The 18,138-nt window shown below is 60.6% G+C and carries 11 protein-coding genes and 1 pseudogene; all 12 read left to right on the top strand.

Going from position 1 to position 18,138, the window contains the following annotated elements; genetic code table 11:
• Positions 1–23 precede the first annotated feature (23 nt).
• Complete coding sequence (locus tag AC515T_RS11570) at positions 24–2,924, top strand: cellulose synthase subunit BcsC-related outer membrane protein (protein WP_496532572.1); 2,901 nt, start codon at positions 24–26, stop codon at positions 2,922–2,924.
• A gap of 60 nt (positions 2,925–2,984) precedes the next feature.
• The gene (locus AC515T_RS11575) at positions 2,985–5,444 is read left to right on the top strand and encodes a sensor histidine kinase (RefSeq protein ID WP_496532573.1); all 2,460 of its coding nucleotides are present in this window, start codon (positions 2,985–2,987) and stop codon (positions 5,442–5,444) included.
• A 110-nt stretch (positions 5,445–5,554) separates the two neighbouring features.
• Positions 5,555–6,337, top strand: a pseudogene (locus AC515T_RS11580) (MCP four helix bundle domain-containing protein); the annotation flags it as partial.
• 69 nt (positions 6,338–6,406) lie between these two features.
• Positions 6,407–7,195, top strand: a complete 789-nt coding sequence (locus AC515T_RS11585; RefSeq protein ID WP_496533115.1) for a methyl-accepting chemotaxis protein — start codon at positions 6,407–6,409, stop codon at positions 7,193–7,195.
• Between the two features lie 333 nt (positions 7,196–7,528).
• Positions 7,529–9,394, top strand: a complete 1,866-nt coding sequence (locus AC515T_RS11590; protein ID WP_496533116.1) for a TonB-dependent receptor plug domain-containing protein — start codon at positions 7,529–7,531, stop codon at positions 9,392–9,394.
• Positions 9,391–9,924: a YfiR family protein gene (locus AC515T_RS11595; RefSeq protein ID WP_496532574.1), complete on the top strand. Its 534-nt coding sequence runs from the start codon at positions 9,391–9,393 to the stop codon at positions 9,922–9,924. The genes AC515T_RS11590 and AC515T_RS11595 overlap by 4 nt, the downstream gene beginning before the upstream one ends.
• Positions 9,925–9,928: 4 nt before the next feature.
• Entirely contained in the window at positions 9,929–11,194 is a 1,266-nt protein-coding gene (locus AC515T_RS11600) for a diguanylate cyclase domain-containing protein (protein ID WP_496532575.1), read from the top strand.
• Between the two features lie 181 nt (positions 11,195–11,375).
• A complete protein-coding gene (locus AC515T_RS11605; RefSeq protein ID WP_496532576.1) occupies positions 11,376–15,212 on the top strand; it encodes a PAS domain S-box protein in 3,837 nt (1,278 codons plus the stop codon).
• Entirely contained in the window at positions 15,209–15,838 is a 630-nt protein-coding gene (locus tag AC515T_RS11610; RefSeq protein ID WP_429546540.1) for a response regulator, read from the top strand. Before AC515T_RS11605 ends, AC515T_RS11610 begins: the two co-directional genes overlap by 4 nt.
• 719 nt (positions 15,839–16,557) lie before the next feature.
• Complete coding sequence (locus AC515T_RS11615; protein ID WP_496533117.1) at positions 16,558–17,376, top strand: methyl-accepting chemotaxis protein; 819 nt, start codon at positions 16,558–16,560, stop codon at positions 17,374–17,376.
• Positions 17,377–17,384: 8 nt separating this feature from the next.
• On the top strand, positions 17,385–17,753 hold the full coding sequence (locus AC515T_RS11620) for a response regulator (protein WP_204126558.1): 369 nt from the start codon (positions 17,385–17,387) through the stop codon (positions 17,751–17,753).
• Between the two features lie 63 nt (positions 17,754–17,816).
• Positions 17,817–18,125 carry an STAS domain-containing protein gene (locus AC515T_RS11625; RefSeq protein WP_496532577.1) on the top strand — a complete coding sequence of 103 codons (309 nt, stop codon included), beginning with the start codon at positions 17,817–17,819 and terminating at the stop codon, positions 18,123–18,125.
• The last annotated feature ends 13 nt before the right edge of the window (positions 18,126–18,138 follow it).

Here is an 18,138-nt window from a genome sequence, read left to right on the forward strand (position 1 = left end):
TGGCAGGGTTGTCTGGGCCTGTCATGGCCCAGTCGACCGGTCCCGTTGACCAGCAACAACGGTTTCTGGAGCAGATGCGGGTCGGCGAGGCGCTCTATCGTGAAGACCTGGTCCGTGACGCCTTGGCGCGCCTGAATCTCATCGCTCCCGACCTGCCTCAAGTGCTGGTGGCCGGGATCCGCCAGGCGCTGCTGCAACAGGATCAGGCGCAGGCCGAGCGACTGCTGGAGCGGTTACAGCGCCAGGCGCCGGATTCTCACGAACTGCTCCAGGCCCGGAGCCTGTTGGCACTGCAAAGCGTGGACGGGCAAAAAGGCCTGAGCCAGGCGCGCAAGTTGGCCCAGTCGGGGAAAGCGCAAGAAGCCGTCGGGGCGTATCGGCAATTGTTCGGCGATGCTCCGCCGGATCTTTCCAGCGCGCTTGAATACTGGCGGGCCCGCAGCGCCGTGGCCGGGCAGCAAGCGATCGCCCTGGAGCACTTGCAAGCGTTGGATCGCCAGTACCCGGGAAATGTCGGGTTGCAACTGGTGCTGGCCAATCTGTTGATCGCCCAGAAAAGAGACGCACAGGGCCTGGCGATCCTGCATCGCCTGGCGAGCAATCCCCTGGCAAGCAGCGCTGCGGCCGAACAGGAATACAACTATCTGGGCCGCCTGCCGGTCAGTCTCGCGAGTGTTCAGGGCTGGCAGGGCTTCCTGACTCATTATCCCGATTCGCCACTCAAGGACGCCGCCGCCGGTCAACTGCTGCGCCAGCAACAACAGTTGGCTGATCCTGCCTGGCAGGCGGCGGCCAAACGCCAACGCGTGGTGAAAGCCGTCGATCATTATTCGGCATGGCTGCGCCAGGGTGACAAGGCCTTGCAGCGCAAGGACCTGGCCGCCGCCGGGACGGCCTACCGGCAGGCACGTAAGGTGAAACCCAATGACGCCAGGGCGCTGATCGGCCTGGCCGCCGTCGCCCAGGCCAATGCCGATGACATCGGCGCCGAAGCCTTGCTGTTGCAGGCGCACCGCTTGCAACCGGACAATTTGGCGGTGACATGGCCGCTGGTGCATCTGTACCAGAAGCAGTCGCCGCAAAAGCTTGAGGCGTTTCTTGACAGCTTGCCTCACGGGCAGCCGCGGGATCTGGTCGCGTTACGTCAAAGCCTGCGGTTCGCGCGCTTGAACGCCTTGGCCGATGCCGCCACGCAACGGTCCGATTGGGCCGAGGTCAGTCGCCTCTTGCTCGAGGCCCGGCCGCTCGACGAGGACAATCCCTGGTTGGCTTTGCGGCTGGCCAAGGCACAACGAGCGTTGGGGCAAACGGCGGCGGCCGATGACAGCCTGCGCCGGTTGCTCCAGCGCCAAGGGAGCAATCCCGAGGCACGTTATGCCCAGGCCCTGTACCTGAGCGCCGATGGGCGAGACAGCGAGGCTTTGCAGGCATTGGCGCGCATCGCGCCGAAGGCCTGGAGCCCGCCCATGCATGAGTTAAACGAACAGTTGCAACGTCGCCGATCGTTGGCGCAGGCCAATGCATTGCACGACGACGCGCGGCTCAATGCCGGGCGCCAACCGCAACGGGCATTGGACCAATACGCCCGGGGGATGGCGGCAGTGGGCTTGCTGACCATCGCCGAAGCCAGCCCACGGGATAACCGTGCGCTGACCCTGGCCAGTCGTAAAAAGGACGGCGATGATGGGTTGCCTCGCAGTTTGCGCGAGGAAGTCGACGCGCTGTATCAGCAGCAGAACCCCACCGTGCATCTCTACCACGACATCGCCTGGCGTTCCGACAACACCACGCCGGGCACCTCCGACCTGCTGGCCCAGACCTCCATTTTGCGCATCGACGCCCCCGTCGCCGCCGGCCAGGGCTTTGTCCAGGTGGAAAATATCGATCTCGATGCCGGCCGATTCGACACCGATACCGATGGCCTGCACCGAGAGCGGTTCGGCACCTGCGCGATCCGCTTGCGCGACCGGGCAAGCGGGGCTGTGGTGTCCGACGGCTGCCGGAGCGACACCCAACGCGCCCGTGGCCATACGATGGCCGTCGGCTGGCACGATGAGCACTGGGCCTTGGACATCGGGCATTCCGCCGAAGGATTCCCCGTCTCGAATTGGTTGGGCGGCGTCAGCTTTGCCAGTGACTGGCGCACCCTGAATTGGAAACTGACGGCGTCTCGCCGTCCCGTGAGCGATTCGCTGCTGTCCCATGCCGGTGCCGTCGACCCTGTCAGCGGCGTGCGTTGGGGCGGTGTTACCAGCAATGGCCTGAGCCTTGACGTCAGTCATGCCACCAGTGCCGTGGATGGTTTCTGGGGTAGCCTCGGCGCGCACTGGTTGCGGGGCGAAAATGTGGCCGATAACCAACGACGTTCCGCCATGGGCGGCTACTATTACCACGTGATCGACCGCGCCGACGAACGTCTGACCTCCGGCCTGACCCTGATGTACTGGGGGTATGACAAGGACTTGAGCGAGTTCACTTTGGGGCAGGGCGGTTACTACAGCCCCCAGCGATACTACTCGGTGGGCGTGCCGTTGAATTATGCCTGGCGCAACGCCGATTGGTCGGTGCGCCTGGACAGTTCGCTCGGCTGGTCGTATGCACGGACCGAGGCCAGCGCGCTTTATCCGCTCGAAGGCGCGGGGGCGAAATGGCTGAGTGGTATCGAACAGGCGGGCTTGATTGCCGACGATATCAACCAGGTGAAAGCCGGGAGCAGCACCAGCGGGGCCAACGTTCGTCTGCAAGGATGGGTTGAGCGTCGTCTGTCCGACCACCTGGTGCTGGGCGGTGGGCTGGCATGGCAACACAGTGAGGACTACGCGCCGAGCCGCGCGCTGCTTTACTTGCGCTACACCTTCGACCCTTGGCAAGGCAACCTGCCTTTGCCGGTGGAGCCTATAACGCCTTATGCGCAAATGCGCTGATCGTCAGGTATCGGGCGGGTCAATCGCCGCCATCGAGAGATGGCGGCAAAGGAGTCGATGATGGTGCAAGAGATCCCCGAGGTCGTCCCCCATAAGCATTCGCTGACGACGCGTGCCCTGCGGCTTGCCACATTCCGCATTGGTCTTGTGTCCCTGGGCGCGGGGGTGATTTCCTACTATGTCAACTCCACCTCGATCGAGAGGGAGGTGACCGGGCAATTGCTGCTGTCCACCGAACAGACCCTGCAACGCGAATCCTTGCCATTTCGGGAAATCAAGGATCTGCAGCGCAACTTCCTTGAAGAGTTCAAGCAGACCCTGGCCCTTCCCGGCATGCGGGCCAAGTTGATGGAAGACTTCGAGCAGATTTTCTATCGCCACGACGATGGTTCTTATACGCAGCGTCCCGGTTTATTCGAAGGAGAACCCTTGGCCGATGGACGGCGCTTTGCCAGGATGTCGGCCACCTACGCGCCTGATATCCCGCCCAGCGACGATACCCGGGCGCGGTTTGCCCTGTCGTATCTGCTGTCCTACAAGTACGGCTCCAGTACCCACGGCCGGCTGTTCAACTTCTATGGTGTGGTACCTGAGAAGGGCTTTCCCATCTATCAGGACGCCGATGTCGCCAAGGTATTCACCTACTCGGGTCCGGATGCCCTGAAGCTCGAGACCTATGAGTTCTACGCGCGCGGCTTCGGTTCACCCGGCAACGAAACCCTGTTCACGCGGATGTACTGGGACTTCTCCAACAATGCCTGGATGACGACGATCGCCACGGCTGATGTGGCCGATGCATCCGGCAGGCACCAGATCCTGGCCAGCGTCGATGTGCTACTGGATGAGCTGATGGCGCGTACCGCCAAACCCGCGATGCAGGGCGCATACAGCAGCTTGTTCATCGCCGATGATGAGGGCACGCTGATTTACCATCCAGACGCCATGGAACAGGTCAAAAGCAGTGCGGGCAAGGCGTCCATCCGCTCTCTCGACATGATTCGCAGCTTTCCATTGCTCAATGTCGCCTCAGCGCTGACGCCGGGCCATGCGCGGATTATCCAGACCCGTGACGATATCGTCGCGATGGGCCGCATTCCCGACACGCCTTGGGTGCTTGCTATCCACTTTCCCCGAACGCTGATGACCCCGGCCATTGTCGATAACTTGGTAATTGTGGTCGTCCTCGGACTGCTGACGTTGCTGGTGGAAATCCTCATCCTGCGTTCCATTCTGCAGAAACAGGTGGCCATTCCGCTGTTCCGGCTGATTGCGGCAACACGACAGCTCGGCGCGGGCAAGGAGCGCTTGTGTGCGGAACAGTTGCCGATACAGTCCGCCGACGAGATCGGTGAACTGGCCCGGGCGTTTGGCAGCATGGCCGAGCGGGTCCAGGGGACCCATGATCATCTTGAACACGAGGTGCGCGACCGTACGCGCGAAGCCCGGCATCTGGCGGCCATCGCCGAAGAACGCAAGCGTGCCGAACAATTGCTGTTGGAAAGCGAGCAGCGTTACCGGGATATTTTCAACAGTTCCCTTGACCCTCTGTTTTTGCTCGAGGTGACCGACCAGGGGTTGCGTTTCATCGAGGTCAACCCGGCCCTTGAGTCGGCCGTGGGCGTGGGACGGGCAGCACTGATCGGCAAGACGATCGAGCAAACGCTGACGCCACCGGCGCTCGCCACCGCCATGGAAAAGTACCAGCGCTGCGTGGACAGCGACGCGCCGCTGGACGAAGAGGACGAGGTCGAGCTGCCTGCCGGCTTGCGCACGTTCTACACCACGCTGATACCGGTACGTGACGCTTATGGACGCGTGCAGCGAGTCGTGTGTATCGCTCGCGACATCACTGAGCGCAAACACGCGGAGCGTGTGCTCCACAGCTATCGCGAAAGCACGCGTGAAGAGGAGCGCAAGCGAATTGCCCGGGAGATTCATGACGAATTGGGACAACAACTCACGGCGTTACGCATGGGGGTTTCCCTGTTGCGCCTGCAATTCGGCAGTGGGCAGCCATTGTTGGTGGAGCGGGTGCAGGTGCTCATGGGGCGGATCGACGCGGTCATTCAGGTCGTTCGTAACGTCGCGACCAGCCTGCGTCCGGCCGCGCTGGACATGGGATTGATTCCGGCGCTCGAATGGCTGGTCTCGGAGTTTTCCCACAATGCCGGCATTGCGTGCTCACTGCGGGCTTCTTCCGATCGATTGGAACTCGACGATGAGCGGGCCACTGCCATTTTCCGTCTGATCCAGGAGTCATTGACCAACGTCGCTCGTCATGCCCAGGCAAGTTGCGTGGAAATACACCTGCAACGCAGTGACGACCACGTGTTCATCGAAGTGCGAGACGACGGCAAGGGCTTCGATCCCAAGCAACTGTCCAAACGCACGCTGGGCATGCTCGGCATGCGTGAGCGAGGGCAGATGCTCGGCGGAACGGTCAGCGTGGAGAGTGCTCCGGGGCAGGGCGTGCGCGTACAGGTAGCGATCCCTTTTCAAACAGACCTGGAGCTTCCCTGACCGGAGTAATCCTTGCCCTACCGGACTATCAGCCGTGCCCGATGGTTACGGGTTCAATCGCCCCCCATGCTGGAGGAATGTATCGAGAATGCCTCGGTGGCGAGTAGGAAATGGTCGTGATCAAACTGAATGTCGGCGCCAAGTTGGGTTTCGGTTTCGCTTTTATCCTGATGCTGGCGACAACGCTTACGTGGTTGAGCACGTCCCAGGTGGCCTATATCAAAGACACCCTTTCGCAGATCAATGACGTCAACAACGTCAAGGCGCGCTATGCGATCAATTTCCGGGGCAGCGTGCACGACAGGGCGATCGTTCTGCGCGATATCCTGTTGATCGCCAACAAGGCCGAGCTGCCCGCGGAGCTGGAAAAAATCAGAGTCCTGGCGCAGAACTATGCCAGCTCGGCCGAAAAGCTCGACCAGATGTTTGCAAATCGCTCCGATATCACCTCGGACGAGCGCAGTGCGCTGGCCCGGATCAAGGCCGTCGAGGCGAGAACCTTGCCGTTGATTGCCCAAGTGATCACGCTTCGAATGAATGACCGTGCGCCAGAAGCCCTTGACCTGTTGATGAGTCAAGCCCGCCCCGCGTTCGTGGAATGGTTGTCTCTGATCAACCAGATGATCGACCTTGAGGAAGGCATGAGCAAGCAGGCCGCCAGCCAGGCGTATGCGGTGGCGAGTGAGTTCAGTGTGCTGATGTGGGGGCTGACCCTGGTTCTTTTCGTGTTGGGCGGCGGCGTGGCTTGGGTGCTGGCCCGCAGCTTTTTACAGCCGCTGACGCGCGCGCTTGCCCTGGCCGAATCGGTCGCGGTGGGCAATTTGACGTCGACACAGGTTACCCATGGGACGGACGAGCCGGCGCGTCTGCTCAAGGCCTTGGAAAGCATGCAACAAAGCTTGAGCAAGACGATCCGCAGAATTTACGCCTCCGCCGATGAACTGACGCATGCCTCCGAAGACATGAAGGTCCTGTCCGAGCAGAGCTCGACGGGCTCGCACCGACAGAACCAGGAACTCGAGCAGGCCGCCAGCGCCGTCACCCAAATGACTTCGGCGGTGGAAGAAGTGGCCCGCAATGCGCTACTGGCCTCTCAGGCGTCGGGCACCGCCAGCAACTCTTCGAGGCAGGGGCGCGACATGGTCGTAGCGACCGTTGGCGCGATTCAGCAAATGACCGAGGAAGTACAAAAGACTTCCACGCAGATCGGTGAGCTGGCGCGCAAAAGCCAGGACATCGGAAAAGTCCTGGAAGTGATTCGCTCGATTGCCGAGCAGACCAATCTGCTGGCGCTTAATGCAGCCATCGAGGCGGCTCGCGCAGGTGACGCCGGGCGCGGTTTTGCGGTGGTTGCCGACGAGGTGCGAGGCCTGGCCCAACGCACCCAGCAATCGACACTGGAAATCGAAGAGATGGTGGCCGGCATCCGAACCGATATTCAGGACGCCGTATTGCTGATGAATGGATGCACCCGCAAAGCCGACCACAGTTTGGAGGTCGCTCGCTCGGCCGGAGAGGCGTTGGATGAAATCACTCAGGCCGTGGAACTGATATCCGAGGGTAATCGCGTCATTGCCGGCGCGATGCAGCAGCAGGCAGAGGTCGCTCGAGAAGTGGACAGCAACTTGCTGAACATTCGCGATTTCTCTGTCCAGGCGCAGGACGTGGCGGTGAAGACCTTCACCACGACTCGGCAGCTCAACCAACTCGCCGGCAACTTGCGCGAAATGATGAAGAGCTTCGTTATCTAGCGCGCGGCATCGTGGTAGGGCAATTCCTACGGCGCCTCGAAGTTCCCCTAGCTCAATATAGGCGTGGCCCGATGGTGCTGTCGTTGCAAGTAAGGCAGTCTGCCATCATTCGCGCAGTGGTTCATTAACGGGTGGCCAGGCGCGCGGTTAAAGCATTCGTCTGCTTGGTTTCCCGAGGCAAGTGCCGTTGATGTCGGCTTGCTCTGAAGCAAGCGAAAACCAAACGAAGTGATTGAGCTTCCAGTCCCAGAGATCTCTATCCAGATCATGTCACCGCACCTTACTTCTAAGCTTCTGACCCGTCACGCTTTGCAGAGCCTCTGCTTGTCGGGCATGTGGCTATTGGCGCGGGCGGCGGCGGCCCAGGATTTGACCGTTGTTCCCTTCGAGCAACTGCTCGAGACCAAAGTCGTGGGCGCGGCCCAATTCTCGCAGCAGCTCACCGACGCGCCCTCGGCTGTCTCGGTGGTCACGGCCGAAGAAATCCACCGCTTCGGCTACAGGACGCTGGCCGAGATCCTGAATAACATGCGCGGCCTCAATATCGGCTTTGACGGGCTTTACTATTTTCTTGGCGGGCGCGGCTACGGTGCGCCTGGTGAGTACGCGGGACGGGTCATGTTGCGCGTCGATGGCCAGCCGGTCGCCGACAACATTTACAACCAGGTCTACCTTGGCGAGGATGGTCTGCTCGACACCGAACTGATCGAGCGGGTCGAGTACGTACCAGGGCCGGGCTCGGCGTTGTACGGCAATGGGGCCTTTCTCGGGGTCATCAACGTCGTGACGCTCAGGGGGCGCGATCTGGACGGCAGCCAGGTCGCCATGACCGCAGGCTCGCACAATGACCGCAAGGTACGCGCCAGTTGGGGAACGCGTCTGGACAATGGTGGGGAGTGGTTGGTCTCGACCTCGGTGTCTCAAGCCGATCTTGCTGATATCCCGCTCTCCGACGGTGCTTTGCAGGATCAGCAGAATGGTCGGCGATTATTCGTCAAAGGCTCGCAGGATGCCTGGAGCGTTGAAGGCGCATTTGCCGAGCGCAAGCAGCAGGAGCAGCAGATCCCCCTGGATAGCAACTTGAGCTTTTCAGACCTGAACGATTTCCTGAAGCTTGGCCACGACGCCGACTTCGGGAGTTTCCGTTCCTCGGTCCGGGTCTCCCATGGCCGTTATCTTTATCGCAGCGCCTATCGTGAGCCGATCGATGATGGGCGCCATTTTATCGAGGACGTTCGCGCGGACGGCCGGTGGTGGGATCTGGAGGGCACGGTCAGCAGCGTGGCCTTTTCCGGGCATCGCCTGGTGCTGGGCAGTGAATACCGTAACGACTACCGACAGGACCAGCAAAGACACCAGTATTTTCCCCGTCGCGATGAACACGAAACAGATCACAGCGAGACGTCGACTCAGACGTTCAGCCTTTACGCCCAGGATGAAATTGCCCTGCGCCATGACCTTGGCCTGAACCTGGGCGTGCGCATGGACCAACGCAGCGGTCAGGATTCGGTGACGCGCAGCAATCCGCGGCTCGCCTTGCTCTATACCGGCCTGACGAACACCAGTCTGTCGTTGTCCCATGGCAGCGCGACCCGCTTCGCGAGCCGGAACGAGACGACCTTGAATGATCTACCCGGCGTGCAGTCGGAGCGCGTCACCACCACCGAGTTCGTGGCCGATCATCGCCGTGGCGACTTCCGTTTGCTGGGCACTCTCTATCGTTATCGCATTACCGATCCTATCGGTCGTTTCTCGCAGCCTTCGCTGGAGCGGATCGACACGCAAGGCGCCGAACTCGAAGCCCAGTGGCAGTGGCGTGACGTTCAACTGAGGGGCAGCCACACTGTGCAGCGCTCGCAGGACAACCTTGGCCATGATCGGGTGAATTCGCCCAGACACTTGAGCAAGCTGCAGGTGTCGGTGCCTCTGGCACAGGAGCGTTTGCGAGCCAGTCTCGCTGCCCGTTACGTGGGGCGCAGGCTGGTCGCTACGGGGATCAGCGCCGGCGGCTATACGATCACTGACCTGACCTTCACCAGTCGGGATGTCGTGCCGGGGGTGAGTGTCACCGCCGCGGTACGCAATCTTTTTGACCGACGTTATGTCGATGCGTCGCTCTTCAGCGTCGAGAGCAGCGCCGATTTGATCGAGAGCGGTGAGCGCAGCCTGTGGTTGAGCGTGGGGTATGCGTTCCCATGAAGATCGCCGTGCGCCACCTGTTGGTCTTGATTGTTCTGTGTCTGCCCACCCAGGTGGTAAGGGCTGACTCGCAGGTGGACGAGCGCGCTATGAAAGCCGCCTATCTGTACAATTTTGCCCTGTTCGCTCAGTGGCCATCTTTGCCTGACGTCAATTTCCAGTTGTGCGTGCTTGGCACCACGCAGTTGGACGGTGAACTCGCCCAATTGCAAGGCAAGCGTGTGCAGAACGGCTTGCCCATCACCATGCGCCGGATTCTGCCTGATGATCCGCTCACGGGCTGCCAGGTCCTTTATATCGATGAACACAACCGTCGTTCCCTTGATGCTCTGCTCCGTCAACTGGCCGCGACACCGGTCCTGACTATCACCGATGCGGCCGGATTCGCCGATCAGGGGGTGATGATCGAGATGCGACGCCAGGGCGGGCACATCGTGTTCGACGTCAATCTGATTGCGGCGCGGCGGGCCCGCCTGGGTTTCAGTTCTCGGCTGCTCAAGCTCGCCAGCTTCGTTGCGGACAGGTCTTGAGCGCATGTCCCGTCTACGTTTCGAGGATCTTCCTTTGCGCGACAAGGTCACTCACACTGGATTCAAGTTGACCTCGGCCGCCATGGCGGTCCTGTTGGTGGCGCTGCTGAGCTATCAATTCGTCAATCAGCGCCGCGCGCTGGCGGAGGACATCACGGCTCATGCCATGGTGGTCGGCAGTAATGGCTCGGCGGCAATCGTATTCGCAAACGCCGACGAGGCGTATGAAACACTGACCTCCCTCCAACACGTCCCGGATATCACGTGGGCAGCGTTCACCCTCAACGATGGTCATAAACTGGCGATCTATCGGCGTGACCCGACCGAAGAGGTTGTGAATCACGATGGGATCGAAGAAATCGGCTGGCGGTCCCTGCTGGTGCGTCGGCCGATAGAGCTTCATGGCCAGGTCATCGGCAGTGTCACGGTGCAGGCAAGTTTTGCCTCGCTCTATCGGAGCCTGGCGCTGCAGGCCCTGTTCGGTGGGTTGGCGGCCGCGGCGGCCTTGTACCTGTCCTTCATGCTCTCTCGGCGAATGGCGTCCAGCATCGTGCGGCCGTTGCAGAACCTGGTAAAACTGACCGAACGGGTGCGCGCTTATCAGGATTTCAGTCTGCGAGCGACGGTCTATGGCAGCGACGAGACCGGCCGACTCGCTCGCAGTTTCAATGACATGATGGATCAGCTCGAAAGTCATGACGCACGCATCAGTGCCGAGCTGCAACAGCGTCGACTGGCCCAGCAGCAACTGAACGAGCTGGCCTATCAAGATCCGGTGACGGGGCTGAACAACCGTCATTATTTCAAGGAAAAACTCGAGACCGCCGTCCTGGAGGTGATGCGCTACGCTACGTCCTGTGCGGTGCTGTTCATCGACCTCGATGACTTCAAGATCGTCAACGATACGCTGGGTCATGAGGCCGGCGACAGCCTGTTGATTCTGGTCGCCGAGCGCCTGCGGGAAACGTTGCGCAGCACCGATGTGGTGTGTCGGATCGGCGGCGACGAGTTCGCCGTCATCCTGGAAAATGGGGTGAATGCCGATCAGGCCAGGCAGGTCGCGTCCAATATCGTCGCCGCGCTGTCCAGCCCCTTCTACATTGAAGGTCGGCGGATCGGCGTTGGCGCCAGCCTGGGTATCAGTCTGTGTCCCGATCATGCCACGGACACCACCAGCCTTTTGCGCAAGGCGGATATCGCCATGTATCAAGCCAAGGGCGGTGGTAAGAACAACTATTGTTTATATGACCACGCTTCGGAAGATACCTGAGTCTGTTTATCGCTCGTTCGAATTCCGGGCATACATCACTTGGTCTTAAGTCTTATGACGAAGAAGTGAACGATGAACCATACTCATGGCAGGTCTTGATGAGCATGCGTCGTAACCGACCGAAAACCGAGCGGTCCTTGTCCATAAGCAACGCTAGAGCGAAGTGCCGATGAAGCTCTCTATGGAAACGGATATTTCCCCCGCACCGCTGGTGCAAGCCCGACTCTTCGACGCCGTCTTCGATCTGGTCTCGGCGGCGCTGGTGCTGTTGGATGGTCAGGGCCGGATACTGAAAGCCAACGGCGTTTTTGCCGAGCTGTTGGGCTACACGCCGGCGCAACTGACCGACGTTGGCATCCAGGCGTTGCTCCACGACCCCAACGGTCAGTTTCCGCGCGCAGTGGACGGCCGAATCCTGCCGGCTCACTTCGCCGACGCAGCGGGTGAACTGCGCTACCAACGCCAGGACGGCAGCGTGCTGCTCGGACGCACGAAGGCGACTGCGGTCGAGGGAGGGCTTCTTTGCGAGATCGAGCCGTGTGCAGCGGCTCGAAGCTTGAGCAAATGCCTGAAGCAGGACCAGTGGTTGCAGCGGATCGTGGAAACGGCGCCGGGCATCATCGGCATTTTTCGATTGGGAGTCGATGGCGAGGTTTCCATGCCCTGGGCGTCGCCGGGCTACGAAGAGTATTACGGGGTGGCACGGGACGAGCTCGAACGCGACGCCAATATTCTGTTCGAGCGTATCCATGCCGAGGATCTCGATCGAGTCCGGGACTCGATTACCGCATCGGGACGTACGCTGAGTCCCTGGCAGTGCGAATATCGGGTACACCATCCGCTAAAGGGCGAGATCTGGCTCGAGGGGCGCTCCACGCCGACGCTGGAGGCGGATGGGTCGATTATCTGGTTTGGTTTCCTGCACGATATCAGTGAGCGTAAACGCATCGAACAGGCGTTGATGGACAGCGAAGAACGTTTTCGCCTGGCCTTCGAGTCCGTTGCCATCGGCATGGCCTTGCTGGGACTCGACGGGCGCTGGTTGCGAGTCAATCGCTATCTCTGCCAATTGCTCGGTCGCGAGGAAGATGAGCTACTCCAAACCAGCAGCCAGGTGTTGACTCATCCGGATGATTTTTCCGAGGAACTGGACTGGGGTCGGCTGCTTGCCATGGAGGATGTGTCCTACCTGCGAATGGACAAGCGTTACCGGCACCGCAACGGCGAATATGTGAGGGTTCAACTGACCGTCAGTGCGATACGTAGCGGCGACGCCGCGCCTTTGTATTTCGTCGTCCAGATCGAAGACCTCAGCCGTCTTCTCAAAGCCGAAGAGCACCTGTCCTTGCTGGAACTTGCATTGAGCCATGTGCATGAAGCTGCATACCTGATCGACCGCCAGGCCCGATTTCGCTATGTCAACGACGAAGCCTGTCGAAGCCTGGGCTACAGCCGCACGGAACTGCTCGGCATGACGGTCGAAGAAATCGATCCGGACTGGACGAATGAGCAGATATTGGAAGACTGGAACTACACGGCGCAGAGAACGCCCGAGATCATCGAGAGTCGTCACCGTGACAGCGATGGACGCATTTTTCCTGTCGAGTTGAGCGTCACTTATCTTGAGCTGGACGGCCAGAGCTACAGCCTGGAACTGGCCCGTGACATCACCGAACGCAGGTGCCTGCACGCGGCGCAGCAGGAAAGCGAGAAGCGCTATCGGGAAGTCTTCGACAACAGCTCCGACTGCCTCTATCTGCTGGAAATCACCGAAGATCGGCAGTTCCGCTACATGGAGGTCAATGCAGCCTTTGAACGTGTGTCGGGGCTCGACCGCCGACAATTGATCGGTCGCTGCCTGGGGGAGGTCGCGCCGCAGGCGGGGCAAAAGGTCATGGAAGGTTTGATGAGCTGCCTGGCCCGTGGCGAAAGCATCGAGTGGAGCACCGAAATCGATCTTCCGGCCGGGTCGGTGTCCCTCCACTCGACGTTCATTCCCGTGCATGACGAGCAGGGGCATATCTATCGGATTGTCGGGATCAGCCGCGATATCAGTGAGCGCAGGCGCATGGAGACTCGTCTGCTGAACAGCGAGCAGCAGTTCCGAGCCTTGGCGGAGAATTCTCTGAACATGATCATCCGTTACGACCTCGATTGTCGACGCACTTACGTCAACCCCGCTTTTGAGCGGTATACAGGTATACCAGCTGCCCGAGCGCTGCAAATGCCGATCGAGGATGGCTGGACCGCCAACATGGCGGTGGAGGACTATCTGGCGCTGCTGCATCAAGTGATACGTACCGGCGAACCGCTGGAAACCGTTCTGGAGTGGCCGAACGCTGCAAGCGGAGAAAGGGTGGTGCACGCCTTCCAGGTAAACGCCGAGCGAGGCGCGGACGGATCGGTTACCAGCGTTTTGGTCAAGGGTTACGACATTACCGCACTCAAGCGTCACGAGCGCCTGGAGGAGGCCCGGCTGCGCATTTTCGAGCGGCTGGCACAGGGCGCTCCGCTGGTTGAGGTGCTATCGCTGGTGACGGCTTATGTCGAGCAGGCCCGGCCGGAGTTCCTCGCCAGTATCAGGGTGGTGAGCGATGACGCTCGCCATTTGAATCTCGTTACCGCAACGAGCCTGCCGGCCGACTATCTACAGGCGGTGGGAGATATCGATATCTCGGAGGGGGGCGATGCAGCGGGCTGGCGCAACACTACGATTATTTTCGAAGATCTGATTGTCGATCGTTGTTGCGCCGCCATCAGGGAACCGGCCGTCAAGGCCGGATTGCGAGCCTGGTGGTCAGCGCCGATCAAAGACTCTTCCGGGAAGGTCCTGGGTATCTTCAGCATCTTTTTACGCCGGCCGGGCCGGCCGACCGACAGCGACCTCAAGCTGATTTATCAAGCCAGCCACTTGGCTGCCATCGCCATCGAGCGCAACTACGCCGAGACGCTGCTGCGCGAAAGCGAGAAGCGTTACCGGGAAATCTTCGATAACACTCCTGACGTCATTGCCCGGTTCGATTCGAAGGGGCGCTTCCTATACGCCAATCCGGCAGCGGAAGGCATGCTCAATCAGTCGCAGGGGGCTCTGCTCGGCAGAACTTTCAGGCAGGTGTCGCCCCACTCGGGTCTGGCGCGATCGTTTCAGGGAAGGGTCGAGCAGGTCCTGCGCAGCGGCCGGGCCGGTGAAGCGGAACTGACGCTGGACCTGCCGGCAGGACAAGACTTGGAGCCGGTCTGTTATCAGGTCCGTCTGGTGCCAGAGCGCGATCAGAGTGGCGCGTTGATCGGTGTTCTTACCGTCGGTCGCGACGTCAGTGCCTGGCGCGCGGCGGAACGACGACTCAAGGAATCGCACGTGCAATTGCGTCTGCTGTCCAGTCGTCGCGAAACCACGCGCGAGGAAGAGCGCAAGCACATCGCTCGGGAAATTCACGACGAGTTGGGGCAGCAGCTGTCCGCGTTGCGAATGGGCATCTCGTTGCTGCGCCTGCAATTCGGCAATGACCAGCCGCTGTTGGTGGAGCGTGTCCAGGCATTGATGCTGCGGGTTGACGAAATACTTCAGGTCGTGCGCAACGTTGCCACCAGCCTGCGCCCCTCCGCGCTCAACATGGGCCTGATCTCCGCGCTCGAATGGCTGGTGTCCGAGTGCACTCGCAATACCGGTATCGAGTGTCGGCTCAGGGCGCCCACCACTCGACTGGTACTCGACGACGAGCGCGCCACCGCGATCTTCCGGGTGATCCAGGAGTCCCTGACCAATGTAGGTCGCCATTCCCGTGCCCGACGGGTCAATATTCACCTGGCGCACGATGCCGAGCACTTGCAGATCGAGGTGTGTGACGACGGTCGAGGTTTCGATCCTCAGCGATTGCCCGAGGGGTCGTTGGGGTTGCTCGGCATGCGCGAGCGCGGACACATGGTGGGTGGAACGGTAACCATAAACAGTGCACCCGGGCAGGGGACCCGTGTCCGAGTGTACATTCCCTTTCAGCCGGGCCCGGAACTCCTATGATACGACTGATGATCACTGACGATCACGCCATCATGCGTGAAGGCCTGAAGCAACTGTTCGCCCTGGCGGCTGATGTGCGGGTTGTCGCCGAAGCGGAAAACGGTGCGATGCTGCTCGAGCAACTGCGAGTGACCGACATCGACCTGCTACTGCTCGACATGAGCATGCCGGGCATCTGCGGCGACGATCTGGTGGCGCGTATTCGCTTTCGCTATCCGAAGTTGCCGATCCTGGTGCTGAGCATGCACAACGAAGTGCAGATTGCCCAGCGCGCGTTCAGGTCGGGGGCTTCAGGCTACCTGACCAAGGACCGTGACCCCGAAACCCTGCTCGCGGCGATTCGCCGGGTGGCGGCCGGAGGCCGATACATCGATGCCGGGCTGGCCGAGCAAATGGCGTTTGCGGCCAGCGGGTTGGGCCCGCTTAGCCAGCACGATGGGCTCACCGATCGGGAACTGCAGGTCATGCGCCAACTTGCCCAGGGGTTGAGCGTCTCGCGGATCGCGGCGGAACTGGCGATCAGTCACAAGACCGTCAGCACCCACAAGGCGCGCCTGATGGAAAAAATGGGCTTCACCAGTACGGCCGATATCGTTCGCTATGCCATCAAGCATGGGGTGCTCTGAGTCATCAGGGTGTTGCCTCTGTTTCATTCGCAAAACCACCGCTGAAAACCTTCCGGGCATCCATTGCCCACCTGATCGAGGCGCTTGACGACGAGCGCCCCGGGCACCTTTCTTCGCCCTTTGTTCTCCTCCGCAGTGGCCCAGCCTCTTTGAGTGGGTAGGGTAATCCCTACTGAAGTCGCCGTGGCGCCTACCGCAAAACCAGCCTGGTCCGATGGTCGCGGTATACGCAGGTTCTTCATGATGGGTGGGTGGCATTTTGCTGCCAGATTTTTTGACGCAAGACTGCCGGCGTTCGCCTCTGCTGTCAGTTCCGGCCGTCGGATGGAGAGTCCACATTGAGCGCAACAATCAATACCCAGGTATCCGACGCGTCGGGAGCTCCAATCGCATTTGTGGTGCTGGCGATCCTGGGAGCTGCCTGTGTACTGGCGGGCGGAGTGATGGACATGCAGGCCGTAGGGCTTGCCGTTCTGCTTTTGGCGCTGGGCGTGGCTACGGCTTTTTATTACCACTCGCGTAACCATGCCCTACGTATCGAAATCGATTCAATCAACCATGAGCGACAAGCGCGGCAATCCCTCGTCCCTCTGTGTCGCTGTGGCCTGGAACCGGTATGCCAAGGCGTGCTGCCGATATGGGCTGGCCAGATTGAAGTCGCCCGCAGCCACACTGAAGAGGCTATCACCACGTTGGCGGCGCGCTTTGCCGATATATCCATGCGTGTCGAGCGGGCTGTTTCGGACGCGCAGGATGGCGCAGCGGCGGAAGGGGGGCTGGTCGAGTTATTCGGTACCAGTCAGCGGGAACTCGATGCAATCATCGCTTCGTTGCGCGCCGCATTGACCACCAAGGAAACGCTCTTGCATGAGGTGATAGCACTCTCCAGTCTCACCGAACAGTTGCAAACGATGGCCCAGGATGTCGGCAATATCGCCAAGCAGACCAACCTGGTCGCGCTCAACGCCGCCATCGAGGCCGCCCGTGCCGGTGAGGTCGGTCGTGGTTTTGCCGTGGTGGCGGATGAAATTCGTAAACTGTCGAGCCTGTCCGGTGAAACCGGCAAGCGCATCGGCGACACGGTGAACACGGTGAGTGCGGCCATCGCCAATACCTTGGAAATCTCTCGTCGATATGCCGAGCAGGACGAAGCCACCGTGAACCGTTCCGGCCAAGTCATCGAACAGGTGATCGAACGTTTCCGCGGCGCCACCACCACGCTCTGCGACTCTTCTCATGAGTTGCGCAAGGAAAGCCAGTCCGTCGGCCAGGAAATAGCCCAGGTGCTGGTCAGCCTGCAGTTCCAGGATCGTGTCAACCAAGTGCTGTGCCTTGTCCGTAGTGACATGGAAAAACTCCACGAGCACCTTGCCCAGGGGCAACGGGCCAGCGCCACGGGTCAGCTTCCAGCTCCGATTGACGCCGATGCCTGGCTGGAGCAATTGGCCCGAACCTACACCATGCCCGAGCTGCATGACGTGCACCGGGGCAATGCCAACGGTACGTCGGGCAACGAATCCGAAATCACCTTTTTCTAGGAGCCCTTATGGCCAAGACCATCATGATCGTCGACGACTCCGCGTCTCTGCGCCAGGTTGTCAGCATCGCCTTGAAAAGCGCCGGTTACGACACCGTTGAAGCCTGCGACGGCAAAGACGCCCTGAGCAAACTCGACGGTCGCAAGCTGCACCTGATCATCAGCGACGTGAACATGCCGAACATGGACGGCCTTTCCTTCGTCCGGGCGGCCAAGCAATTGCCGGCCTACAAATTTACCCCGGTCATCATGCTCACCACCGAGGTGAGCGACGCCAGGAAACAGGAAGGCCAGGCGGCCGGGGCCAGGGCGTGGGTGGTCAAACCCTTCCAGCCGGCGCAGATGCTTACGGCGGTGTCCAAGCTCGTTCTGCCCTGAAACTTCGCAATCCTATCGATGCCGCACGCGATATGCCGGCATTGGTTGAAGAGAATCCAACACATGTATCCCAACGCTCATCAGCGCCTCTTCATCGAGGGCGAGCTGAACATCTACACCGCGGCTGAATGGAAAAAACGCCTGGACGATCTGATCGCCCAGGATGAAGACCTCGAACTGGACTTGGGCGGGGTACAGGAACTGGATACCGCCGGGTTGCAACTGCTGATCATGGCGAAGAAGGAGACGAACCTGCGCAACCGGCAACTGCGATTGGCCAATCACAGCCCCGCGGTGTTGGAGGTGTTCGCGCTGTGCGATCTAGCCGTCCTGTTCGGCGACCCTGTTCCGTTGCAATCCAACCGGTGGTGAAAAGGCAATGCTC

The organism is Pseudomonas sp. FSO-7, from assembly GCF_059579345.1.

Coding starts and splice junctions, on each gene's coding strand:
- AC515T_RS11570 (WP_496532572.1), top strand. CDS start 24: ATGGCCCAGTCGACCGGTCCCGTTGACCAGCAACAACGGTTTCTGGAG.
- AC515T_RS11575 (WP_496532573.1), top strand. CDS start 2,985: ATGGTGCAAGAGATCCCCGAGGTCGTCCCCCATAAGCATTCGCTGACG.
- AC515T_RS11585 (WP_496533115.1), top strand. CDS start 6,407: ATGAAGGTCCTGTCCGAGCAGAGCTCGACGGGCTCGCACCGACAGAAC.
- AC515T_RS11590 (WP_496533116.1), top strand. CDS start 7,529: ATGTGGCTATTGGCGCGGGCGGCGGCGGCCCAGGATTTGACCGTTGTT.
- AC515T_RS11595 (WP_496532574.1), top strand. CDS start 9,391: ATGAAGATCGCCGTGCGCCACCTGTTGGTCTTGATTGTTCTGTGTCTG.
- AC515T_RS11600 (WP_496532575.1), top strand. CDS start 9,929: ATGTCCCGTCTACGTTTCGAGGATCTTCCTTTGCGCGACAAGGTCACT.
- AC515T_RS11605 (WP_496532576.1), top strand. CDS start 11,376: ATGGAAACGGATATTTCCCCCGCACCGCTGGTGCAAGCCCGACTCTTC.
- AC515T_RS11610 (WP_429546540.1), top strand. CDS start 15,209: ATGATACGACTGATGATCACTGACGATCACGCCATCATGCGTGAAGGC.
- AC515T_RS11615 (WP_496533117.1), top strand. CDS start 16,558: ATGCGTGTCGAGCGGGCTGTTTCGGACGCGCAGGATGGCGCAGCGGCG.
- AC515T_RS11620 (WP_204126558.1), top strand. CDS start 17,385: ATGGCCAAGACCATCATGATCGTCGACGACTCCGCGTCTCTGCGCCAG.
- AC515T_RS11625 (WP_496532577.1), top strand. CDS start 17,817: ATGTATCCCAACGCTCATCAGCGCCTCTTCATCGAGGGCGAGCTGAAC.